Raw genomic sequence first — 22,005 nt, 5'->3', positions numbered from 1 at the left:
AGCTACCTGGTGAACGAGTGTACGAGGGTGCGTGGTTCCCGGCTGGCATAATGCAGCCTGTGACTGCTCCGGCGCTACCCGTCCCTCCTTCCGGCACGTCCGGGAACATTGTCCTGGCGATAAATCCTGCCGCTTCCTTTGGGCATACCCGCCATGCCGGGCACCAGGCCGCAGGATTCATCCGCGCCGCAGGTTGGAACGTCGTCGTGCTCGAGACCGACGGTTACGCCGCCCTGGCGGACGTGGTCGACCAGGCGCTCGCCGGGACCGAGGTCGCTGCGTTGGTGGTGGTGGGAGGCGATGGCATGGTCCACCTGGGGGTCAACGCCCTTGCCGGCCTCGACATCCCCTTGGGCATCGTGCCCAGCGGTACCGGCAATGATGTGGCGCGCTTGCTGGACCTGCCCCTCCATGACGCCACCGCTGCGTGTCGGCGGACGCTGTCCGCGCTCGCGGCCGGTGGCCGGAAGGTCGACGTCGGACGGGTCACTGTGGAGGGGCGGACGACGTACTTTGCCGGGGTGCTGTCTGCCGGATTCGATGCCGCGGTGAATGAACGGGCCAATTCGTGGCGCTGGCCGCGGGGCAAGAGCCGGTACAACCTGGCGATGCTTCGGGAGTTGGGCTCCTTTCGGCCGATCGAATATTCGGTGATGGCGGACGGCAAGCAGTGGACGCAGCGTGCGTTGCTGATCTCCGTGGCCAATGGGCAATCGATTGGGGGTGGCATGAGGATCACCCCCGACGCAGCCCCTGACGATGGATGGTTGGACCTGTTTGTGGTGCGGCCGCTTTCAAGGCTGCGCTTCCTGGCAGTGTTTCCCAAGGTGTTCGCCGGGAAGCATACGGACCACCCGGCCGTGCAAATCCGCAGGGTGAGGCAAGTGCGGCTGGAGGCTGCGGGCGTGGTTGCTTATGCCGACGGCGAGAGGCTTGGCGAATTGCCTGTCGACGTGGAAGTGGTGCCGGGCGGCTTGCGTGTCCTCGCCTGACGCGACGGCGGAGGCCCGGCCGTAGGCGGATAGACTCGATCGCGTCAGGGACAGGGGAATCCGGAAGGGGCTTGAGCGGGAGTGTCAGGGAATGTTCGACGGCGGCTGGCCGGGTCGGCTGCCATAGGCGTAGTTGGCGTCCTGCTGGCCTCTTGCAGCGTCAACGTCCCGGACCCGGAAGCACCGAAGCCGTCGCCGTCGGAGTCCACGCTTTCGACCCCCACCATTACACCCGGGCATGATGCGGAGGCTGTGGCCGCCAAGGACCTGCCTATGACCGCAGGCGCCACGTTGGCCACAGGGGATCCCGTGACAGTCTCCAGCCGGATGGAGGAGGTGCCTGGGTGGTCACTGGTTCATTCCGGCCTGCAGGGAGAAGTCCGGTACAAAAGGGCCGACGGATGCACGTTGGCGATCCGTGTCAGCGTCAACCAGGGCCCGTTGGTGGTATCAGGCGACGACGACGCTTCCACCAAGGCACTGTTCCATTACCTGGATGCCGGGATCGCCGCCGAGACCCTGAAGCCCGTCTCGCTTCGGTGGGGGCAGGACGATGACAAGCCGCAGCACAGCGTGGAGTTCCTCGCCCTGGATTCTTCTTCCGGGGGTGCCGCGGCGATGGTGCTGGCAAGGTTGTTCAGCACGCCGGCGTCGTCGGTGTACATTTCCCTCGCTTGCCCGAACCCTGGAGCGCTGGCAAGTGCCCGGGCGGAGATGGCTTCCAAGCTCGCTGTTGTTCCACCCTCCTGAGCTGGTGCCGTGAATATGCGGCACTCTTAAATCAATGAGTCTCTTTTTAGAGTTATCCTGTGTGCATGGGCACCTCCTCCGACCTCCCATGGCTCCGCAGGATTGCCGCCGTGGCCTCCCTGGGAGAGGAAAACCGGCGCGCACTCTATGAATACGTTGTGGGTGCCCGGGACGCAGTGGGACGGGATGAGGCAGCTGCGGCCCTGAACCTTCCCCGCAGCACAGCCTCGTTCCACTTGGACCGATTGGTTACCGGCGGACTCCTGCGCAGTGAGTTCAGGAAGCCGACAGGCAGAACCGGTCCCGGGTCCGGGCGACCGTCGAAGCTCTACAGGCCGGCACTCGAAGAGGTTAGTGCTTCCGTGCCCGAGCGGAACTACGATCTCGCCGGGGAGCTTATGGCGTCGGCCATCGCCCACTCGCAGGCGGAGAATGTGCCGGTTTCCCGGGCCCTGCTCGATGTGGCGCATGCATCCGGCCGTGAGGCCGGACGCCCGGGAGACTTCATCGGCGCCCTTTCGGACCTCGGATACCAGCCCGCTCCCGACGACGGCGGTGGGTACCTGTTGCTCAACTGCCCCTTCCACCGGCTCTCAAGAAACCACGCGGACGTGGTCTGCCCCATGAACGGCGCTTTCCTTCGAGGGGCAGCGGAAACATCGGGCCTGCCCACCGGGACGGTGGTCGCCGGAACGGACCCCGGGCACTGTTGCGCAAGGATCACCAGCACCACCGAGGGCCGATGACCTGAAACTGCCCGGTAGGGTCAGGCCCGGTAGAATTGAAAGGTGCCTGTATACCTCGATCACGCTGCCACCACGCCCCTTTCGGCTGAAGCGCTCGCCGTCATGACGCGTGAACTGGCGCGCACAGGCAATCCATCCTCGCTCCACGGCGCAGGACGTCGTGCTCGCCGCGCGGTGGAGGATGCCCGCGAAACGCTGGCCGCTGCCGCCGGCGCGCATCCATCGGAAGTGATCTTCACCTCGGGTGGAACTGAAGCTGACAACCTGGCCGTCAAGGGCCTGTTCTGGGCCCGCCGCGACGAAAACCCCCGCCGGACCCGCATCCTCTGCTCCGCCGTCGAACATCACGCAGTCATGGACACCGTGGAGTGGCTGGAGCGCCACGAGGCAGCCGATGTTGTGTGGCTCCCGGTGGATAGCGAAGGCACCATCCGATTGGACGTCCTTCAGCGCGAAATCGAACAGGATCCTGATTCGATTGCGCTGATTACCGTGATGTGGGCCAACAACGAAGTCGGGACCATCCAGCCGGTAGCTGAGGTTGTTGGGCTGGCAAAGCCACACGGAATCCCGGTGCATTCGGACGCCGTCCAGGCATTCGGTTCTGTTGCCGTCGACTTCCGTGGATCGGGCCTGTCGGCGATGTCCGTGTCAGGCCACAAGCTGGGCGGACCGGTGGGCGTGGGTGCTCTCTTCCTGGGCAGGGCCGTGACGTTGACCCCGGTTCAGCACGGTGGTGGGCAGGAGCGGGACGTGCGCTCGGGAACCCTGGATACGCCTGCGATCGCCGCGTTCGCTGCGGCCGCCGAAGCAGTCACCGCCCACCTGGCGGAGGAGCAGGATCGGCTGGCCGGACTCCGCGACCGCCTGATCGACGGCGTCCTGGCGGCCGTTCCCGACGCTGTGCTGCGAGGGGCGCCCGGCGCTGGACGCCTCCCCGGCAACGCCCACTTCACGTTCCCCGGATGTGAAGGGGATTCGTTGCTCTTCCTCCTGGACCTGGCAGGCGTGGAATCGTCCACGGGCTCGGCATGCACCGCGGGAGTGCCGCGGCCTTCGCATGTCCTCCTTGCCATGGGTTTGGATGAGGACACAGCGCGCGGAGCACAGCGCTTCACCTTGGGCCACAGCTCTACAGAAGCTGACGTTGACGCCCTCCTCGAGGCGCTGCCGGAGGCGTGCGCGCGGGCACGACAGGCCGGCATGGCCGGCCACGAGTCCAGCATTCAAACGGCGGCGACGGTGGCGAGGCAGCACCAGGTTTGAGCTGCTCCGTGCATGTTATGGGGTGGGAAGAAGTTCTTCGAGCGGCACTGCCGGATCGGTCAGCCGGTCCAGGCTGACGCGGACGCGGCCCGTGATGAGGGCCTTGATCGCCTTGTGGACACGGCGTTGGTTGACGCTCATGCCGGCAACCACACATCCGTCTTTGACCCAGAATGCGATGAAGCCTTCGTCAGTCAAGGCGCCGCGAATCACCGGTGAAAGGCCCGAGGCCAGCGAAGGGAAGCCCGAGTATTCCATGCTCGCCTCGAACTGGTCGGTGTAGAAGTAGGGCACCACATCAAAGGTGGCGTCCTGGCCCAGCATCGACCTCGCCGCGGTCTTGCCGCCGTTGAGCGCATTGGACCAGTGTTCACTGCGGTGGTGTTCGCCGGTGAACGGATGGAGGGCGTTTGCCACATCGCCCGCGGCAAAGACATCCGGGGCGCTGGTGCGGAGTCCGGAGTCCACCAGGATGCCGTTGCGGATCGCCAAGCCTGCCGCTTCCGCCAGGGCAGTGTCCGGGACCACGCCGACAGCAATGATGACGATGTCGGCCGGTAGCCTTTCGCCGCTGTCGGTGACGACTGCCTCCGCCGTTCCGTCGCGTCCCTCGATTCGCGCCGCGCTCGCCGGAAGCCTGAACGAGACACCTTGTTCCAGGTGAAGGTGCTGGAAGTAGCGCCCTAATTCCGGCCCGATGGCGGCGCTCAGCGGAATGTCTTCCAGTCCCAGGAGCGTTACGTCATTGCCGTACGAGCGGGCTGCCGCCGCCAACTCCATGCCGATCCAGCCGGATCCGATCATGACCACTTTCCGTCCACCGTCCTTGAGGAGGCTTTGCAGGCGCAGGCTGTCATCGAAAGTTCGGAACGTCATGACGCCTTCGAGGTCCGCACCGGGAAGGGGGATGGTTCTGGGACGTGCACCGGTTGCGATGAGCAGTTTGGCGTATTCGAGGTGGAGGCCACCTGGCAGCGCTATCCGGTGGCTGGCCGGATCCACCGCCGTCGCGACGTTGCCGAGCAGCAGTTCGACGCCGTTTTCTTCGTACCAGCCCGCCGGAACCACCGGTACGGAATCTTCGCCTGCCTTTCCGAGCAGGAATTCCTTGGAAAGGGGAGGGCGGAGGTAGGGGATGCGGTTCTCGGCGCAGAGCAGGGTAATGGGGCCATCAAAACCTTCGGCCCGCAGGGTCCTGGCAGCAGAGGCGCCGGCCAGGCCGCCGCCGGAAATGACCATTCGTTCTGTAGCCATGTCAGCTCGATTCTAAAATCAGTAGTCCTAATTTTAGAATCAGGAATGGGGGTGGTCAAGGCATTTAGCACACTCCGGCTACCGCGAGCTAGAATGGACGGGCCCACTGGCCGTTCCGGGCCGGACACAGGGCAGCCCCAAACACACAGAAAGCCAGCATGCGAGTACTTGCAGCAATGAGCGGCGGAGTCGACTCCGCCGTGGCAGCCGCCCGCGCAGTAGAGGCAGGGCACGACGTCGTCGGGGTCCACCTCGCGTTGTCGCGCATGCCAGGGACCCTTCGCACCGGAAGCCGCGGTTGCTGCACCATTGAGGACTCCCGTGATGCCTGGCGTGCGTGCGATGTCCTGGGAATCCCGTACTACGTGTGGGACTTCTCGGAACGCTTCAAGGAAGACGTCGTCCAGGACTTCATTGACGAGTACGCCGCCGGGCGCACTCCCAATCCGTGCATGCGCTGCAACGAACGCATCAAGTTCGCCGCATTGCTGGAGAAGGCCATTGCCCTGGGTTTTGATGCCGTGTGCACGGGCCACTATGCCAAGGTCATCGAAGACGCCGACGGTAACCGCGAACTCCATCGCGCCGCTGACTGGGCAAAGGACCAGAGCTACGTTCTGGGCGTCCTGACCCACGAGCAGCTCAAGCACTCCATGTTCCCGCTCGCTGACACGCCGTCCAAGGCTGAAGTCCGTGCCGAAGCTGAGCGACGCGGCCTGTCCGTGGCGAACAAGCCGGACAGCCACGATATCTGCTTCATTTCCGACGGCGACACCCGTGGCTGGTTGGCCGAAAAGATCGAGATGACTACCGGCGATATCGTCGATGAAACCGGCACCAAGGTCGGGGAGCATCCCGGCGCCAACGCCTTCACGGTGGGACAACGGCGGGGCCTGAAGCTTGGGACGCCCGCAGCCGATGGCAAGCCCCGGTTTGTCCTGGAAATCCGTCCCAAGGAAAACAAAGTTGTGGTTGGCCCGGAAGCGCTCCTTGCCATCGATGAACTTCGAGGCATCAAGGTTTCGTGGGCAGGGCTGCCCATTTCAGAGGTTGCCACTGGTGCAGAGTTCGACTGCTACGCCCAGGTCCGCGCCCACGGCGATCCCGTGCCGGCAGTTGCGCACGTGGAAGCAGTGACCGACGACTCCGGCATTGAGCGGTCTGAGCTCGTGGTTACCCTGACGGATCCCTTGCGTGGTGTAGCTCCCGGCCAGACCGTGGTCCTCTACCAGGGGAGCAGGGTCCTGGGGCAAGCAACCATCGACGCCGCCCGTTCCCTGCAGCGCGCAGCACTCTAAGGACCATTGCCTCCCGATTGGCCGGCCTCCATACTGGGCTAAGCAGCGCTTTCCGCTGCGGTGTTTGGGGTCCGCATTCGGGATGGCGATGACTGTGGCATTTCCAAAGAAGGGCCCGGGAGACGTCAAAGCCGGGCAGATGGTCACGGTGACCGTCCTGGCTGAAGGGCCAATTGGAGCGGCCGGTGCTGCTCCGTTGACGGCGCAGGTGCGGATTCCTGTGGAACGACTGAGGCGCGGTCCCACCGGGCACCGCTACGCCATCCACATCCGGAAGTGGCGCGGTACCAACGTATCCCCGGTGACACTTACCCGTCAGGGGGACCCGTGGCAGTTGGTCGACGAGCCACCACCGCACGGACTGCGGGAACTGCTGGACGACACCCGATTCCTGGCCCAACATGTGTACGGGGTGGCGATGAGCACCCTGGACATTTTTGAGAGCACACTGGGCAGGCGCATGCCGTGGAACCCGGAGGGGCGCGTGGTCCTCAAAGCACGCGACCTGGTCACTGCCACCGATACCGGATACCAGCGTGGAAGCAACGTCATCCGCTTCGGCTCGGTGGATCGGATGGGCTACAAAGTTCCCACGGCCCTCTACAGGGACATCGTGGCCCATGAAGTGACGCACGCGATCCTGGACGGATTCCGTCCGGCCTGGGCCGATGAGCTGGCCACCATGGAGCAGTTGGCGATGCACGAGGCGTTGGCCGACATCGTGGCCATCCTTTCGGTATTTTCTTCGCGGGAAGTTGTCTACCGGCAGCTTGAAGCGGCCGGGGGCGGTTTCGAAGCGGGGCAGGTGGTTGACGACATGGTCATGATGCGATCGCTTTTCGATTTCGCACGCGACCTGTTCGCCCGGGGCCCACTGCGTGAGCCGTTCGTGGGTGCCGTTCCGGACCAGTGGCAGGAACTGCCTGAACCCCATGCACGTGGCGCCGTGGTGGTGGGTGCGGTGCTCCGCGCTGTACAGCGGCTCTGGACCGAAAGGAATGCCAGGCTGGGGGAAGGGCAGAGCCTCCAGCAAAAAGCCGAGTCAGGCTCGATCGTGGCAACCCGTGTCCTGCGCATGGTTATCCGGGGCCTTTCGTACATGCCGCCGGTGGACGTATCTTGGCGGGATCTCCTGCGGGGCATCATTGCAGCCGACCTGGATATGGTTCCCGAGGACATGCATGGGTACCGTGAGGCGCTTCAAGCGGAATTCTCCGCAATCGGCATCCGGCGGGTGTCCATGTACAACATCAGCGGTGTGGACAACTACCAAGGGCTCCGTTATCCCATCCGCCTTTCGGCACTGGGATCCGACCCCCAGGAAGTGCAGCGATTCGTGTGGGAAAACCCGAGGCTACTTGAGGCGGCAAGGCTGGAGCGAAGAACTCCACTGAGTTCCACCCGCGTCCGGACATCGGAGCGTGTGTCCCCGGACGGGTTCATCATTTCCGAGATTGGGGCTTCGTTCATCCAAACGGTACGGATGAGCCGGCGGGAAGCGAACGTGCGCCTCGGCCTGAGGACCGAAAGGGATTACGTGGACATCCGCGGTGGCGGGGTTCTGCGGTTCGACGCCGGTGGGCGGCTGGTGTACGCCGCACTCAAGCCCGTGATGGACCGGGACCGCCAAGGGCAGTTGTTCGGTTCGGACCAACAGCACGACGCCGAGCAGGCTGCGTCCTCAGGCGTGCGGGACAGGTTCCACGACACCGGCGACTAGGGACCGGCGCCTAACGCGGGCCGTCAAGCGCCCCAAGCGGCCTTGCGGGCTGCCTTCGAGGCCTCCAGTTGCGCCACTTGGTCGAAGCCGCCGGCCTTCAGGCCTTTGCTGACCAGCTTCAGGATTTCCGACCGGCCCAACGTCCCGTCGCTCTGGAGTGACTTCAGGAAGTTGTAGGTGAAGGCGCCGTTATAGCGGCCCTCGATCAACGCATCTGCGGCCGTTTGGTCCGACCGGCAGGCTGCCATCAGCACGGGAGTCGAGAGCTTGGCGGACTTGACCAGGTCACGCAGGGTTCGGAGCTCCTTGTCTTCGTTCGCTATGGCAGCCTCCGGCGTTGGCGCGGGGAGGAAGCGCGGACGCCTGCCGGGAAGCAGGTCCAAGGATTTAAGCCCAGTGCCGCTGTGGCAGGTGTCCAGGACAACGTCCATGAGGACACGTTCGGGCAAGCGGGCAAAAACGGCGGCCAGTTCATCATCGGAGATCACAGTGTCCGGGTCCCACGCGTCGCCGCTGCTGGTGATGTCATGGCAGGCGAAGGCCTCGTCCAGGCTATCTTCCTCGTCCCCGTTGGTATCAGGGATTTGGGTGCCATGGCTGGAAAAGGTGAAAACGAGATGGGTCGTCTTCCCGGCGGCCGCCGCGTCCACCAGTTTGTTCAGCTCCGCCATGACGGCCTGCTTTGTTGCCTGCTCGTCGCAGAGGACGGTGATGGACGAGTCCTCGAAGCCGTACGTTTTTGCCAGGACAGCTGCCAGGTCCTTGGCGTCGTTCACGCAGCCCTGGAGCCAGCTCGACTGCGGCAGGGATGCGAATTGGTTGATGCCTACGCAGAGGGCTGCCTTATCCATGTGCCTGTCCTTCGAACCGTCGTCCCTTGACTGACCACCCGGGATCAACGATATTCCGGCCTCTGCGGGCGGGCAATGGTTGCCAGACGGGGAAGAAAGCTACTGGAAGGTAAATTTTGTGTCTCGAATCACAATTTCCGGGGCTCCCGGCCTGGGAAGTCTGGTTGAATCGTGGAATCAAGAGTGTCCGTCGTCACAAATTTTCCACGGCGGCGCGCCCAATCCATCGAACAGAAGGTTCACCAGATGGCACTGAACAAGAAGGCCCTGCACGGCGTTATCGCGCTGGCGGGCATCTCCGCATTCGCCTTGACGGCATGCACCGGGCCCTCCGGAGGCGGTTCATCATCCGCTCCGGCTGCCGCCGGCCCCATCGCCTACGGCACCACGGACAAGGTCACCTCCCTTGATCCGGCAGGCTCCTATGACAACGGTTCATTCATGGTGATGAACCAGATCTACTCCTTCCTCCTCAATTCCAAGCCGGGCAGCGCAGATCCGGTACCCGACCTCGCCGAATCGTCGTCGTTCACGGCCCCTTCCGAATACACGGTCAAGCTCAAGTCGGGGCTCAAGTGGGCCAATGGCCACACTTTGGACTCCAAGGACGTCAAATTTTCGTTCGACCGCCAGGTAGCCATCAACGATCCCGCCGGACCGGCGTCGTTGCTCACCAACATCGCCAGCGTGAGCGCGCCGGATGCCACCACTGTGGTGTTCAAGCTCAAGAACGCCAACGACCAGACCTTTGGCCAGGTCCTCAGCAGCCCTGCCGCCCCGATCGTTGACGATGAAGTCTTCCCGGCCGACAAGATCCTCTCCGATGATGAAATCATCAAGGCCAACGCCTTCTACGGCCAGTACACGATCGACAGCTACAAAAAGAACGAGCTGGTTAGTTTCAAGGCATTTGCCGATTACAAGGGTGTCCTTGGCAAGCCGGCGAACGACGCCGCCACCATCAAGTACTACGCCAGCCCCACCAACCTGAAACTGGAAATCCAGCAAGGCGCCATCGACGTAGCCTTCCGCAGCTTGAGCGCAACCGACGTCGATGATCTCCGCAAGGATTCCAAGGTCAAGGTGCTCACCGGACCCGGTGGCGAAATCCGCTACATCACCTTCAACTTCGACACCATGCCATTCGGGACCAAAGCCACCGGCGCGGACCCCGCCAAGGCACTTGCCGTGCGGCAGGCCATCGCCAACCTCGTTGATCGGCAGGCCATCGCCGACCAGGTTTACAAGGGCACCTACCTTCCCCTGTATTCCAACGTTCCCAACGGATTCCTCGGAGCCAACGAGTCGTTCAAGGACGCATATGGCGACGCCGGCAAGCCAAGCCTGGACAAAGCCAAGAAGGTCCTGACGGATGCCGGGATCAACCAACCCGTGGCACTGAACCTCCAGTACAACCCGGACCACTACGGCGGATCCTCCGGTGACGAGTACGCCATGGTGAAGGAACAGCTTGAGAAGTCCGGCCTGTTCACTGTGAACCTCCAATCCACAGAGTGGGTGACCTACAGCAAGGCCAGCCGCGCCGACGAGTACCCGCTGTTCCAGTTCGGTTGGTTCCCTGACTTCAGTGACGCCGACAACTACCTCACCCCGTTCTTCCCGGAGGGCGGCTTCCTGAAGAACCACTACAACAACGCTACGGTCAACGACCTCATCGGAAAGCAGCTCACCGAAGCGGACAAGTCCAAGCGTGAAGCGGACATCAAGGATGTCCAGAATGCGCTGGCAAAGGACATCTCCACTTTGCCCCTGCTCCAGGGTGCCCAGGTGGCAGTTGTCGGCAGTGGCGTGAACGGTGTCGATAAGACGCTGGATCCGTCGTTCAAGTTCCGTCTCGGAACTGTTTCCAAGTAACCGCACCTCAGTAATGGGAAGGGAAGGCGGGACGCTGACCAGGTGTCCCGCCTCCTTTGCTGACCAACCCAACGTGGCCAGCATGTATGAGCCAAATCCCGCGCAATCCACGGGCAGGAAATACAGGTAATAATGACAACACTTATTGAGGTGCCCGAGGCTGAGCCCGGCATCGTAGCTCCTAAGAGCAAATCCAAAGCCGGGGGTGGCCTCGGTAGATATATCGTGGTCAGGTTCTTCCTGATCATCCCCACCGTCTTCATCCTCGTGACACTCGTCTTCTTCCTCATGCGGGTCATCGGCGACCCCATCACCGCAGCCCAGGGCGGCCGGCTACCTCCGGATGTCCTGGCCCAGCGAATACACGACGCCGGTTACGACCGGCCCGTCCTTGTCCAGTACTTCGAGTACCTTGGCCAACTCCTGACCGGAAACTTCGGTACCACGATCACCGACCGGCGTCCCGTCGTCGAGGTGCTCACCACGTTTGGTGCGGCAACGCTGGAGTTGTCCATCAACGCGCTGATCGTTGCGCTCGCAGTGGGAATTCCGTTCGGACTTATCGCCGCCCAACACCGGGACAAGACGCCCGACGCCGTGCTGCGGTTCTTCGCGATCCTTTGCTACGCGACACCCGTCTTCTTCTCCGGACTGCTGCTGAAGCTCACCTTCTCCGTTTGGCTGGGATGGTTCCCCGTCGCGGGCCGTGCTTCAACCCGCACGGAACTGACCATGGGCGGACTCGCGGCGCCGTCGGGCATCTATTGGTTGGACGCGCTGCGCAGTGGCAACTTCACGGCACTTGGAGACGTCGCAGCCCACGCAGTCCTCCCAGCCATCGCACTCGGCTTGTTGACCGCCGGGGTGTTCCTGCGCCTGGTGCGCACCAACGTGATCGGCACGCTCGGCAAGGACTACGTCGAGGCCGGTCGTTCCCGTGGCGTCAGCGAGTACAGGCTTGTGACCAAGCACGCCTACAAACCGGCACTGATTCCCATCATTACCGTCATGGGCCTGCAGATCGCGTTGATGCTGGGCGGTGCCATCCTGACGGAAACCACCTTCGAGTGGAAAGGCCTTGGGTACCAACTGGTGCAGTACCTGAACGCCCGCGACTTCGTGGCTGTCCAAGGCATCGTGGTGCTGCTGGCCATCATCGTGGCCGTCACCAACTTCATCGTGGACATCATCGCCGCGCTCATCGACCCCCGAGTGAGGTACTGACCATGAGCACACCAACGCTCACCCCGCCCCGGCAGCCCCTGTTCTCGCGGCTTCCGGTGGTGTCCCACCTCAGGAAAAGCGTGGGGCTCCAACGCGGCATGCTCATTGTGGGGGTAGTCCTGAGTGGGCTGTTCATCCTGACGAGCATTTTCGCTCCACTGCTGGCACCTTACGGATACTCCCAGCTCAGCGATGCCTCCGGTTCCTTCCCCACCCAGCAGGCTCCGGGTGGAAAGCACCTGCTGGGAACCACCGTGGGAGGCTATGACGTCCTGTCGCGGGTTATCTGGGGTTCGCAGACAGCCGTAACCGTCATCATTGTGTCCGTTGCAATGTCCCTGTTCCTCGGTGTCGCACTGGGGCTGCTCAGCGGGTACTTCGGTGGCTGGCTTGACCGGATCCTCGTAGTGGTCGCAGACGCCATCTATGCTTTCCCCACACTGCTCCTGGCGATCGTGATCTCCATTGTCATCAGCCGTGGCCAGTCCAGTTTCTGGGGCGGTATCTTCTCCTGTGCGTTATCCATCACCGTGGTGTTCGTGCCACAGTACTTCCGGGTGATACGCGCCGAAACCATCCGCCTCAAGGCTGAGCCATTCGTGGAGTCGGCCAAGGTCCTGGGCGCGTCGAGCCTGCGCATCATCGGACGGCACATCTTCAAGAACGCCACCAGGACGCTGCCACTGATGTTCACCCTCAACGCATCCGAGGCCATTCTCACCTTGGCCGGCTTGGGCTTCCTGGGCTTCGGCATCGAACCGACGTCAGCGGCCGAGTGGGGTTTCGACCTCAACAAGGCCCTGGCTGACACCTCGTCCGGAATTTGGTGGACGGGTGTCTTTCCCGGTATTGCAATCGTCTTGACCGTACTGGGGTTGACGTTGGTCGGAGAGAGCATCAACGACCTTAACGACCCCCGAATCCGTGGCCGCAAGCGCGCCGGCAGGACCCCGGTACCGTCCGCAAACCCGGCACCGTCTGCAAACCCGGAAACAGGAACGCCGGAGACCCCGGCAGAGGCAGGAAAGCCATGACCACCAACCTTGGAAATGTGTCAGACCAGGCCGTTGCTGGTGAGCCCGTGCTTACCATCGACCGTCTCCAGGTCACGTTCGCCACCGATGGCGGGGACGTTCACGCCGTCAAGGACGTCAGCCTGGATGTGAAGGCCGGTGAAGTAGTTGCCATTGTGGGCGAGTCGGGATCGGGAAAGACCGTCACCGCAAAGACCATTCTGGGTTTGCTTCCGGAAACGGCCATCAGCTCAGGTGCCGTTGTGATCAACGGCAACAACGTGATCAGTGTCAGCAAGTCCGCGCTCAGGAAAATCCGGGGCAGGGACGTTGCCATGGTCTTCCAGGAACCATCCACGGCATTGAATCCTGTTTTTACAGTGGGATGGCAAATTGCCGAAGGTATCCGGGCCCACGCAACGGATGGGAAGCGTGTTTCCGCCAAGGAAGCCAAAAAAAGGGCCACCGAGGCGCTGCGCAAGGTAGGTATTCCGGACCCGGAAACCCGGGTCAACTACTACCCGCACCAGTTCTCCGGTGGTCAAAAACAACGTGTCGTCATCGCCGCGGCGCTCGCGTTGAACCCGGGGCTGATCGTTGCCGATGAACCCACCACGGCGTTGGACGTCACCGTCCAGGCCGAAATCCTGCAGCTCCTGCGCGACCTCAGGGACAACTACGGCACCTCAATTGTGCTCATCACGCACAACATGGGCGTTGTGGCTGACCTCGCTGACCGTGTGGTTGTCATGTACCAGGGCGATGTGGTGGAAGAGGCGCCGTCCCGCGTCCTCTTCGCCGAACCCCGGCAGGAGTACACCCGCAAGCTCCTCGCCGCGGTGCCCCATTTGGGCCGACACTCGGCCTCTGAGGGTGCCCGGGGCCGCCTCCACCAGGATGGCAAGGTGCTGGTCGAGGCGAAGAACCTGACTATCGAGTACCCGGGACGGTTCGGGCGGCACGGTTTCAAGGCCGTGGACAACGTCAGCTTCACGGTGTCGGAGAACGAGGTCTTTGGCCTGGTGGGCGAGTCCGGCTCAGGAAAGTCCACCATCGGCCGCGCCATCGCCGGCTTGAACCGGACGACCGGTGGCAGTTTGAAAGTTCTCGGCTACGAAATGCTGGACTTCAAAGAACGTTCTTTCCGTCCCCTGCGGAAGGAGATCGGATTCGTTTTCCAGGACCCGGCGGCCTCATTCAACCCGCACCTGACCATTGGTGAGTGCGTGGCGGAACCGCTGATCATCCACACGAAACCGAGCGCCGCCGAAGCGAGGAAAAAGGTCGGTGAGCTGCTCGAATCAGTCCAGTTGCCGGCGTCGTACGCTCAACGCTACCCACACGAGTTGTCCGGTGGGCAGCGGCAACGGGCTTCCCTCGCGAGGGCGCTGGCGCTGAACCCGCGGCTTTTGATCGCCGACGAACCCACCTCGGCCCTGGATGTGTCGGTGCAGGCCAAAGTCCTGGACCTCTTCAAGGACATCCAGGAGCAGTTCGGCTTCGCGGCGCTCTTCATCAGCCACGACCTCGCAGTGGTGGACATGTTGTCGCATTGGGTGGGCGTGCTCTACAAAGGCCAGTTGGTGGAGCAGGGGATCGGCAACCATGTGATGGGTTCGCCCCAGCATGACTACACCAAGCGGCTGATCGCCTCGCTGCCGGTGCCGGACCCGGACGAACAAGCACGACGGCGGGAAGCGCACCGGGCGCTGCTGGGCGGCTAAGCCGGCATTTCTCCCGGCGCAAGAGCCACGGCAATGGCACGCCCCCATGTTTTGGGGGCGTGCCTTTGCTGCATGTGGCCTATTCGGAGACGATGCCGATGTTGAACATCTTTCCTTGGGGCTGCTGCATGAAAATACGCAACCAGAGGGGGAGCCACATCTCCATTGCGCGTGCGGCGTCCAGTCCGCCCAGGTCCCGGATGTGCGGGGGAGTCCAACCGAATTCCTGGAGCAGGCCGGAAACCACAGCCTTGGCGTCAGCGTCGTCACCGGCCATGAAGATGTCGTGTGGGCCCGGTAGCCGGCCAGGGTCCACCATGACCGGTGCGGTGACGGTGTTCAGTGACTTCACGACACGGACTCCGGGGTGGGCCCTTTGGATGGTTTCGGCGATGCTGTCCGTGTTGCAGACCGAGAGCGGGGGAGGGAACCCCTTTGATGAATCCAACGGGTTGGAGACGTCCAGCAGGATTTTGCCATCCATTGTGGCGTCCCCCGCCTCGGCCAGGACTGACAGGCTGACGGTACCGGGTGTGGCATTGATGATCAGGCTGGACTGCGCGCAGGCTTCCGCGAACGAGCCAGCGCTGGCCCCGGCACCGGCTTGGGCGGCCCATTCCGTGCCCTTGGGGTTGCCGGCTTCGCGGGAACCCATGGTGACTTCATGGCCCAAGGTGACCAGTTTTCCGGCGAGCGCGTGCCCTACCATTCCCGTACCCAGCACAGCGATTTTCATGTGAGCTCCTTTGCCTAACCTGCAGTGATGCTGCCATTCTGCTCCGTTTCCGGCATCAGGAACACTGCCCTCAGGGCTCGCGGGGCGTGGTGCGTGCCTCGCCCGTGGAGGGCAAGTAACACCGGCGGTGTCCGGTCCCCACACCCTAGACTGGGGTGCATGACCGAGTACAACAATGCCCTTCCCGATGACGCCGATTCCTTCAACCCGGCAGCGAGTTCCCTGGCCGGCCAGGTGGACCGCGCCGTCATGGATGAGCTGCTGTCCATCCGGTCCAGCATCGACAACATCGACGCCACCCTGGTTTTCCTGCTGGCTGAGCGCTTCAAGGCCACCCAGAAGGTAGGAGTCCTCAAGGCCACCCATAAACTTCCCGCCGGGGATCCGGGCCGGGAATCTGCCCAAATCGCACGGCTGCGCCGGCTCGCTGAGGACGCGCACCTTGACCCCGCCTTCGCGGAGAAGTTCCTGAATTTCATCATCAGCGAAGTGATCCGCCACCATGAGGCCATTGCCGAGGATCACCAGATCTCCAGCCAGCAGGCTTGATCCGTGTCCTCAGCGAATGACTTGCGTGCCAGCGCCACGGCGTTGGGGCCGTGGCCGGGCGGCGACCCTGCGGAGGCCAACCGGATTATCCGCGGCGAGTTGGGCGACCCCCATCTACCGTTCCTGCCTGAGCTGCCGGACAGGGGCGTGGGAGCGGACGCCGTCGGCCGAACGGGTTCCCTGTTGGTGGACCTGGCCATCGACGTCCAGCCGCATGGTTGGCGGCTGGTGGACAGGCCCGGCAAGGATGCCCAACGCGCACGATCGGCCCTGTCCACAGACATCAACATCCTGGCCGATATCGCTGGTGCCGAGGATATTTCGGCCACGTCCCTGAAAGTCCAGATGCTGGGCCCCATGAGCCTGGCTGCCAGCCTTTACCTGCACAACGGCGAACGGGCTCTCTTGGACTATGGCGCCAGGCGGGACGTTGCGGAGTCCCTGGCAGCTGGCGTCGGTGACTATGTTCGGAGGCTCTCAGCGGCGGTGCCGGGCGCCGGAATCGTGGTCCAGGTGGACGAACCGGATATCGCTTCGATCATGGCGGGGACCATCCCGACGGCGAGTGGCTACCGGACCCTGCGCTCCATCCCCGGGGAGGAAGTGACCGGCGCGTGGCGGTTGGTCATCGACGCGCTCAAGGCTGCGGGGGTGGTGGAAACCGTTGTGTCGGTTCCGGAGATTGAGGCACCCATTGACCGCGTGCTTGCTGCCGGAGCTGATGGCGTTGCCGTGCCGCTCAGGGCCCTGACAACCCGGCAGTGGGAACAGCTTGCCGCCGCCGTCGAAGACGGGAAACGCTTGTGGGCGGGTGCCCTGCCAACAGGTGATCCCCAAGCGACGCTGCCCCGTACAGCAGACGTGGTGGAGTGCATCTGGAAGCCGTGGCGCCAACTCGGCTTGCCGGCATCGCAGCTTGCGGGGGTGCGGGTCACTCCTTCCACGGGATTGGAACACTTCACGCCGTCGTCGGCCAAGGCCGTCCTGGCCAAGTTGACGAACGTGGCTGATGGTCTGGACCAACTTATCCAGGGCTAGATCCGTTCCTCCCAGCGGTCCGGTTCGGCGTACCGCGGGAGCATTGTGCCGGGTGCCGTGCCGGGCAGGTAGGGTGCCAGACGGTAATCGAACCGCCCGGCATACACCAGGACCAGGCCGATCTGCGGCTGGATGACCTTGACCTGGATCCGGTGCTTGCCTTCGGTGTCGTCCCACCATTGTTCGGCGTAGGCCCGGGCGTCCAGGGCCGCCGGCAAGGGGATCCGCAGCGGCCCCAGCAGGAGCCGGCTGGCTTTGGACACTCCACGTAGCCGGCCCTCTGGAGTGACACCCACCTCCAGGTCCGTGACCAGCCGGCGATACCGCCCTACATGGTCCACCAAGCGGGCTTCCACCCCAGGTGCCGGTTGCTCGCCGGACGTCGGAATGGCGCTGGTCGTGTCATGGAAAAGCCTCGTTCCGGACGGGAAGTAGATCTCCCGGCGGGCCGTCAGCGCCGGGCGCCCGAATGGATCAACATGGGCATGGTTTTCGATCCGGAACCGTATGCCTTCGCCGTACTCGGGGAAGAAGGCCTGCTCGCTTCCGGTCAACGCGAGCAGGGGCCGCAGCCATTTCTGCCGGCAACCCACAACATCGAAGGTCCCCTCGCCTATTCCGTAGGTGCCTGAACCAGCCGAAAGCGAAAAATACTCCTGAAGCTCTGGCGCGAGCCTTTTGAAGTCCTCACCGAGGGCGAGTTGGTAGATGGGTCCGTTCATGGGTGTCCTTCCTAGAGCCGTCCGGCGGCTTTCAGCCGGATATAGGTGTCAGCGACGAGCGGCGGAACGTCGAGGGGGTCGGCGTCCACTACCTCGGCTCCCAACTGTCGCAGTTGGGCCGTAACGGCGGCCCGTTCCAACAGCGCGCGCTCAGCGGCGGCCGCACGGAAGACCTGGCTGGCCGTTGTCCGTTGTTCTTTCATGCCGCTGAGGAGGGGGTCCCGCACTGAGGCAACCACTACCGCGTGTTGACGCGACAACTGCGCAACTGTGGGGAGGAGTCCCTCTTCGGGGGCACCGCCGTCGAGCGCCGTCAACAAAACCACCAGGGAGCGGTGCGCCGAGACGGCCCGCACTTGGCCCGGTATCTGCTGCCAGTCCAGTTCGATCAGTTCCGCTTCCAACGGGGCCATGGCCTGGACCAACTGTCCCAGCAGATTGCCCTTCGACGCCGATTCGACGCGGGCGCGCAACCTGCGGTCGTAGGCGAGGAAGTCCACCCGGTCTCCGCCCCGCTCGGCGAGCACAGCCAGTAACAACGCGGCTTCGATGCCGGTATCGAGGCGGGGCTCATCGTTGATCCTGGCCGCAGCAGTGCGTGAGGTATCGAGGACGACGACGACGCGCCGGTCCCGCTCCGGGCGCCAGGTCCGCACCACTACGGACGTCCGACGCGCCGTGGCGCGCCAGTCGATGGACCGGACGTCGTCTCCACGGACGTAGTCCCGGAGGGAATCGAACTCCGTTCCGGCGCCGCGGATCTGCACGGCCGCCTTGCCGTCCAGTTCCCTGAGCTTCCTGAGCTTGGAAGGCAGATGCCGTTTTGAATGGAAGGGCGGCAGAACCCGTAGCCGGCCAGGGAGCGAGCGCGTGCGCTGCCGGGCGGCCAGGCCCAAGGGCCCCATTGAGCGAATGGTCAGGTGCGGGCTTTCCAAATCCCCGCGGCGCCGGGGGACGAGGGCCACGGTCAGGCGGCGCCGCTCACCGGACGGGACCGTGATGCTCTGGACAGGATTGATGGCTCCAGCTGACGGCTGCCATGCATCACGGAGATGGGCCCGCAGCTTACGGCGCGTGGGATTGGACACCATCACAACGGATTCCACTTGGCCCTCAAGCGTCACGTTGCCGGGTTGTCGTCGTTCCAAGCCCAGTTTGGCCGGAGACACCGCCACGATGAGGTCAAGGACCAACAGAAGCAGGAGTCCCAGGCTGACAAGCAGAACGGTGCTCCATGCCGGAAACACCACCAAGGGAACCAATCCCAGCAAGGCCAGGAGCACGAAACGTCCTGTGATCGCCACTTACGCCGCCCGGTCCTCGAGTAGACCTGGAATCATCGCGGCACCGGGACGGACGCCAGGATGCTGCCCAGGACCTCATCCACCTGGATGCCATCCATCTGGGCTTCCGGCCGCAGGCCCACCCTGTGCCTCAGGCAGGGCAAGGACAACGCTTTGACATCGTCCGGGGTTACGAAGGACCTGCCCGATAGCCACGCCCACGCTTTGGACGTGTTGAGCAATGCGGTGGCACCCCTGGGCGAGACGCCGAGCTGGAAGGACGGGGCGGACCTCGTGGCCCGCACCACGTCCACGATGTACGCAAGAATTTCGGGAGCAACAGTCACCTGCGCTACTGCCGCCTGGGCGGCGGACAGCTCGACGGCGCCAGCCACCGGCCGTACGCCAGCTGCGGCGAGGTTGCGTGGATCAAAACCGCCGGCGTGGCGTCGGATGACCTCAATCTCCTCGGCCCTTCCGGGCAAGGGCATGGTCAACTTGAGCAGGAAACGGTCGAGCTGGGCCTCCGGCAAGGGATAGGTGCCCTCGTACTCCACAGGATTCTGCGTGGCCGCCACGATAAAAGGCGCCGGCAACGGACGGGACACCCCATCGACCGAGACCTGGCGCTCCTCCATTGCTTCGAGCAGCGAAGCCTGGGTCTTGGGTGGCGTCCGGTTGATCTCATCCGCGAGCATGATGTTCGTGAAGACCGGGCCTTCGCGGAAAGTGAATTCGGACGAGTGGGAGTCGTACACCAAGGACCCCGTCACATCGCCCGGCATCAGGTCCGGGGTGAATTGCACGCGCTTGGTGTCCAGGCTAAGCGCCGTGGACAACGCCCGCACCAGGAGTGTCTTCGCCACACCGGGCACACCCTCCAGGAGCACGTGGCCACCGCAAAGCAGGGCGATCAGCATGCCCGTCACTGTGGCATCCTGGCCGACGACAGCCTTGCCCACTTCCGCCCGGACGTTGAGCAGCGACTGCCGTGCAGGGTCTTCCCCCGCAGGGCGTTCCGGTGCCTGCTGTGGTGCGGCACCGCCTGTGTGTTGGCTGTTGGTGTCCGTGTAGCTGTTCGGCTGGCTGCTCATCGGGCGGTTGCCTCCTCTTCGATTCGTTCGATTTGTTGGGCCCACTGCACCAGTTGGCCTTCGTTTGCGGGCATGGCGTCGATCAGGACTGAACGTATTTCGGGTGCCGGCCTCCCCAATCGGTGGGAGCAGGCGTCCAGGATAGCTTCGGTGGTGGCGTCGGCCCCGAGGTTGAAATGGCGGGCCAAGCGGGTGAGGATTCCTGCCCGAAGATTCTCCGCCGCGCGCCCTACAGCCCGGGAGTCCTGGTACAGCCTGGCCCTGCCCTCTGCTGTTTCTGCTGCTTTCACCACCACGGGAAGGGGTTCGAACACCAGCGGACCCATGCGCCGTCCCCGCCAGGCAATGGCCAGGACGGCCACGAGGCCAAGCCAGGGGCCGGCGAATGCCAGCCAACGTGGTGCCAGATCGTTCAGGGTGGGCCTTGAATCGGATGCAGCAATATCTTCGATGCCGGGCATGTACCAGACAAGCTCAGGGCTGTTCCCCAAGGTCCGCAGTGCCAGGGCCGCGTTGCCCTCAGATGCAAGGTGTCCGTTGTCCAATACCTCGGTGCTGCCGATCACCACCACGCGTCCGTCGGCTGTTGCGGCATACACTCCCGGTCCGCCGTCCCGGATGGGGAAGCACACTACAGGCCCCCAAAAGACAGGTCCTTGCGCGGAAATTTTGCCGGCCGCCGTGGCGTCCTCCTGGTCGCAACGCGGTTCAATCACCGTGGTTGCTTCAGGAACGACGCCACCCGGGCGAAAGTCCGGCCCCAGTCCGCTCAGGCTCCGCAACCTTGGCTTGACCAGCACCAACCGGTCCGCCGCAGCGGCTACGTCCTGTACTTGGTCCTGGTCGAGGAAGCCACGTGGATCGTAGAGAAGCACTGTGGCTTCGGGCTTCTCCGACAACGCAGCCTTGGTCTCCTCCAACGTGTCGGTCGGAGTGACGGAAACGCCATGGCGTCCCAGGATCTCTGCCGTTGCCATCGCGCCATCCGGGGCCGGATTCCGGGCGGACAGTGGGCGCTTATCGGCGTTTCCAGTGACACTGGAAATGGCGAGATAGGCCACCAAGCCGGCGAGGAGGGCACCAATGGCGATCCATGCCAGGTTTTTCCGGAACCAGTCCGGGAAGGCTCGCCTGGAGGAGCCATCGGCCGGTGCCGGTCCATCCGAATCTTGTGTGCGTTCCTGCGGGATTGTCGTCATCGTGGCACCGCGAAGCCGGCAGTGGCCTGCCCTGCATAGTCGGGCTTCATTGCAAGGACATCGGCGTCCAACTCCCGCAGCGAACCATAATCGGCTTTCGTCGCGCCCGCTTCGCCATAGCGCACCGCGTCGAACACGCGGGCCGCAGCATCCAGCCGGCTTTGTGCAGCGCCAAAAACACTTCCCAGCTGGGCTGCGGCTTCATCTGCGGTCCTGCCGGCCCGGACATCGATCACGTCCCGCTCTTCGGCGGACCTGACCAGGGCACGGAACAGGTCGACGACGGCGGCCGGCCAGTCGCCGTCGTCGGCCGCAGTTGCGGCGCGACTCCGGTACCCGTCCGCGTCCATGCTGTGGTCGTCACCGTAGATGTCTGTGTCCCCCGCTTTCCGCCGTGCATTCAACCTCGGCCGGACCACGAAGATGGCCACGATAATGATTGCTACGGCCAAGGCGAGGATCACGGGCACGGCAAGGTCGGGTCCCGGACTGGACAACTCCCCATCAAAGGATGAGAGCCAGTCCAGGAAATCCCGCCACATCTGGTCCACCCAACCGGGGCGGGCGTCCGGGTATTGGGCTTTGGCGAGTTCTTCGGCGGCCCATCGGCGCGCTTCGTCGCGATCCGGAACCACAGGTGGCTCCAAGGCCACAAGTGCGTCCCAGCCGTT

At 63.8% G+C, this 22,005-nt stretch carries 20 protein-coding genes; 12 read left to right on the top strand and 8 right to left on the bottom strand.

Annotated features, from left to right (window positions below; translation table 11 throughout):
- Positions 1-50 precede the first annotated feature (50 nt).
- The 4 genes from AC5RU9_RS01390 to AC5RU9_RS01375 all read left to right on the top strand — a co-directional run bounded on the left by AC5RU9_RS01390 (position 51) and on the right by AC5RU9_RS01375 (position 3,754).
- Complete coding sequence (locus tag AC5RU9_RS01390) at positions 51-992, top strand: diacylglycerol/lipid kinase family protein (protein ID WP_494015059.1); 942 nt, start codon at positions 51-53, stop codon at positions 990-992.
- Between the two features lie 81 nt (positions 993-1,073).
- Complete coding sequence (locus tag AC5RU9_RS01385; RefSeq protein ID WP_494015058.1) at positions 1,074-1,742, top strand: hypothetical protein; 669 nt, start codon at positions 1,074-1,076, stop codon at positions 1,740-1,742.
- Positions 1,743-1,807: 65 nt separating this feature from the next.
- A complete protein-coding gene (locus AC5RU9_RS01380) occupies positions 1,808-2,488 on the top strand; it encodes a helix-turn-helix transcriptional regulator (protein ID WP_494015057.1) in 681 nt (226 codons plus the stop codon).
- A 42-nt stretch (positions 2,489-2,530) separates the two neighbouring features.
- On the top strand, positions 2,531-3,754 hold the full coding sequence (locus tag AC5RU9_RS01375; RefSeq protein WP_494015056.1) for a cysteine desulfurase family protein: 1,224 nt from the start codon (positions 2,531-2,533) through the stop codon (positions 3,752-3,754).
- Between the two features lie 15 nt (positions 3,755-3,769).
- Here AC5RU9_RS01375 and AC5RU9_RS01370 read toward each other — a convergent pair whose 3' ends face one another.
- On the bottom strand, positions 3,770-5,008 hold the full coding sequence (locus AC5RU9_RS01370) for an NAD(P)/FAD-dependent oxidoreductase (RefSeq protein ID WP_494015055.1): 1,239 nt from the start codon (positions 5,006-5,008) through the stop codon (positions 3,770-3,772).
- Between the two features lie 176 nt (positions 5,009-5,184).
- Between AC5RU9_RS01370 and mnmA the strand changes: the two genes are divergently transcribed.
- Entirely contained in the window at positions 5,185-6,306 is a 1,122-nt protein-coding gene (gene mnmA / locus AC5RU9_RS01365) for a tRNA 2-thiouridine(34) synthase MnmA (protein ID WP_494015459.1), read from the top strand.
- A gap of 94 nt (positions 6,307-6,400) precedes the next feature.
- Positions 6,401-8,026, top strand: coding sequence for a gluzincin family metallopeptidase (locus tag AC5RU9_RS01360; protein ID WP_494015054.1), 1,626 nt, complete (start codon positions 6,401-6,403; stop codon positions 8,024-8,026).
- A 23-nt stretch (positions 8,027-8,049) separates the two neighbouring features.
- Here AC5RU9_RS01360 and AC5RU9_RS01355 read toward each other — a convergent pair whose 3' ends face one another.
- Positions 8,050-8,877 carry a caspase family protein gene (locus tag AC5RU9_RS01355; protein WP_494015053.1) on the bottom strand — a complete coding sequence of 276 codons (828 nt, stop codon included), beginning with the start codon at positions 8,875-8,877 and terminating at the stop codon, positions 8,050-8,052.
- 246 nt (positions 8,878-9,123) lie between these two features.
- On the opposite strand from AC5RU9_RS01355, the gene AC5RU9_RS01350 reads away from it, so the two are divergent.
- From AC5RU9_RS01350 to AC5RU9_RS01335, 4 genes are all read left to right on the top strand, one after another.
- Entirely contained in the window at positions 9,124-10,752 is a 1,629-nt protein-coding gene (locus AC5RU9_RS01350; protein ID WP_494015052.1) for an ABC transporter substrate-binding protein, read from the top strand.
- A 132-nt stretch (positions 10,753-10,884) separates the two neighbouring features.
- Positions 10,885-11,976, top strand: a complete 1,092-nt coding sequence (locus AC5RU9_RS01345) for an ABC transporter permease (protein WP_494015051.1) — start codon at positions 10,885-10,887, stop codon at positions 11,974-11,976.
- 2 nt (positions 11,977-11,978) lie between these two features.
- On the top strand, positions 11,979-13,010 hold the full coding sequence (locus AC5RU9_RS01340) for an ABC transporter permease (protein ID WP_494015050.1): 1,032 nt from the start codon (positions 11,979-11,981) through the stop codon (positions 13,008-13,010).
- A complete protein-coding gene (locus tag AC5RU9_RS01335) occupies positions 13,007-14,713 on the top strand; it encodes an ABC transporter ATP-binding protein (RefSeq protein WP_494015049.1) in 1,707 nt (568 codons plus the stop codon). The genes AC5RU9_RS01340 and AC5RU9_RS01335 overlap by 4 nt, the downstream gene beginning before the upstream one ends.
- Positions 14,714-14,792: 79 nt before the next feature.
- Here AC5RU9_RS01335 and AC5RU9_RS01330 read toward each other — a convergent pair whose 3' ends face one another.
- Complete coding sequence (locus AC5RU9_RS01330) at positions 14,793-15,449, bottom strand: NADPH-dependent F420 reductase (protein WP_211714206.1); 657 nt, start codon at positions 15,447-15,449, stop codon at positions 14,793-14,795.
- A gap of 159 nt (positions 15,450-15,608) precedes the next feature.
- On the opposite strand from AC5RU9_RS01330, the gene AC5RU9_RS01325 reads away from it, so the two are divergent.
- Entirely contained in the window at positions 15,609-15,998 is a 390-nt protein-coding gene (locus AC5RU9_RS01325) for a chorismate mutase (protein WP_211714205.1), read from the top strand.
- 3 nt (positions 15,999-16,001) lie between these two features.
- Positions 16,002-17,036: a uroporphyrinogen decarboxylase/cobalamine-independent methonine synthase family protein gene (locus AC5RU9_RS01320; protein ID WP_494015048.1), complete on the top strand. Its 1,035-nt coding sequence runs from the start codon at positions 16,002-16,004 to the stop codon at positions 17,034-17,036.
- Here the strand turns inward: AC5RU9_RS01320 and AC5RU9_RS01315 are convergent.
- From AC5RU9_RS01315 to AC5RU9_RS01295, 5 genes are read right to left on the bottom strand one after another with little or no spacing between them, the layout of a single operon-like run.
- Complete coding sequence (locus AC5RU9_RS01315; RefSeq protein WP_494015047.1) at positions 17,033-17,758, bottom strand: DUF4166 domain-containing protein; 726 nt, start codon at positions 17,756-17,758, stop codon at positions 17,033-17,035. The genes AC5RU9_RS01320 and AC5RU9_RS01315 overlap by 4 nt on opposite strands.
- 11 nt (positions 17,759-17,769) lie before the next feature.
- A complete protein-coding gene (locus AC5RU9_RS01310) occupies positions 17,770-19,062 on the bottom strand; it encodes a DUF58 domain-containing protein (RefSeq protein ID WP_494015046.1) in 1,293 nt (430 codons plus the stop codon).
- Positions 19,063-19,094: 32 nt separating this feature from the next.
- Entirely contained in the window at positions 19,095-20,135 is a 1,041-nt protein-coding gene (locus AC5RU9_RS01305; protein ID WP_211714201.1) for an AAA family ATPase, read from the bottom strand.
- A complete protein-coding gene (locus tag AC5RU9_RS01300) occupies positions 20,132-21,334 on the bottom strand; it encodes a DUF4350 domain-containing protein (RefSeq protein WP_494015045.1) in 1,203 nt (400 codons plus the stop codon). Before AC5RU9_RS01300 ends, AC5RU9_RS01305 begins: the two co-directional genes overlap by 4 nt.
- Entirely contained in the window at positions 21,331-21,969 is a 639-nt protein-coding gene (locus AC5RU9_RS01295; RefSeq protein ID WP_494015044.1) for a DUF4129 domain-containing protein, read from the bottom strand. The genes AC5RU9_RS01300 and AC5RU9_RS01295 overlap by 4 nt, the downstream gene beginning before the upstream one ends.
- Positions 21,970-22,005: the final 36 nt, after the last annotated feature.

The organism is Arthrobacter sp. B0316-5-4 (genome assembly GCF_059090325.1).
This window is presented reverse-complemented; position numbering and strand designations above follow the sequence as displayed.

Bases quoted from the DNA above. Each gene is read 5' to 3' on its own strand.
- AC5RU9_RS01390 (WP_494015059.1), top strand. From the start codon at position 51: ATGCAGCCTGTGACTGCTCCGGCGCTACCCGTCCCTCCTTCCGGCACG.
- AC5RU9_RS01380 (WP_494015057.1), top strand. From the start codon at position 1,808: ATGGGCACCTCCTCCGACCTCCCATGGCTCCGCAGGATTGCCGCCGTG.
- AC5RU9_RS01370 (WP_494015055.1), bottom strand. From the start codon at position 5,008: ATGGCTACAGAACGAATGGTCATTTCCGGCGGCGGCCTGGCCGGCGCC.
- mnmA (WP_494015459.1), top strand. From the start codon at position 5,185: ATGAGCGGCGGAGTCGACTCCGCCGTGGCAGCCGCCCGCGCAGTAGAG.
- AC5RU9_RS01355 (WP_494015053.1), bottom strand. From the start codon at position 8,877: ATGGATAAGGCAGCCCTCTGCGTAGGCATCAACCAATTCGCATCCCTG.
- AC5RU9_RS01350 (WP_494015052.1), top strand. From the start codon at position 9,124: ATGGCACTGAACAAGAAGGCCCTGCACGGCGTTATCGCGCTGGCGGGC.
- AC5RU9_RS01345 (WP_494015051.1), top strand. From the start codon at position 10,885: ATGACAACACTTATTGAGGTGCCCGAGGCTGAGCCCGGCATCGTAGCT.
- AC5RU9_RS01340 (WP_494015050.1), top strand. From the start codon at position 11,979: ATGAGCACACCAACGCTCACCCCGCCCCGGCAGCCCCTGTTCTCGCGG.
- AC5RU9_RS01335 (WP_494015049.1), top strand. From the start codon at position 13,007: ATGACCACCAACCTTGGAAATGTGTCAGACCAGGCCGTTGCTGGTGAG.
- AC5RU9_RS01330 (WP_211714206.1), bottom strand. From the start codon at position 15,449: ATGAAAATCGCTGTGCTGGGTACGGGAATGGTAGGGCACGCGCTCGCC.
- AC5RU9_RS01325 (WP_211714205.1), top strand. From the start codon at position 15,609: ATGACCGAGTACAACAATGCCCTTCCCGATGACGCCGATTCCTTCAAC.
- AC5RU9_RS01315 (WP_494015047.1), bottom strand. From the start codon at position 17,758: ATGAACGGACCCATCTACCAACTCGCCCTCGGTGAGGACTTCAAAAGG.
- AC5RU9_RS01305 (WP_211714201.1), bottom strand. From the start codon at position 20,135: ATGAGCAGCCAGCCGAACAGCTACACGGACACCAACAGCCAACACACA.
- AC5RU9_RS01300 (WP_494015045.1), bottom strand. From the start codon at position 21,334: ATGACGACAATCCCGCAGGAACGCACACAAGATTCGGATGGACCGGCA.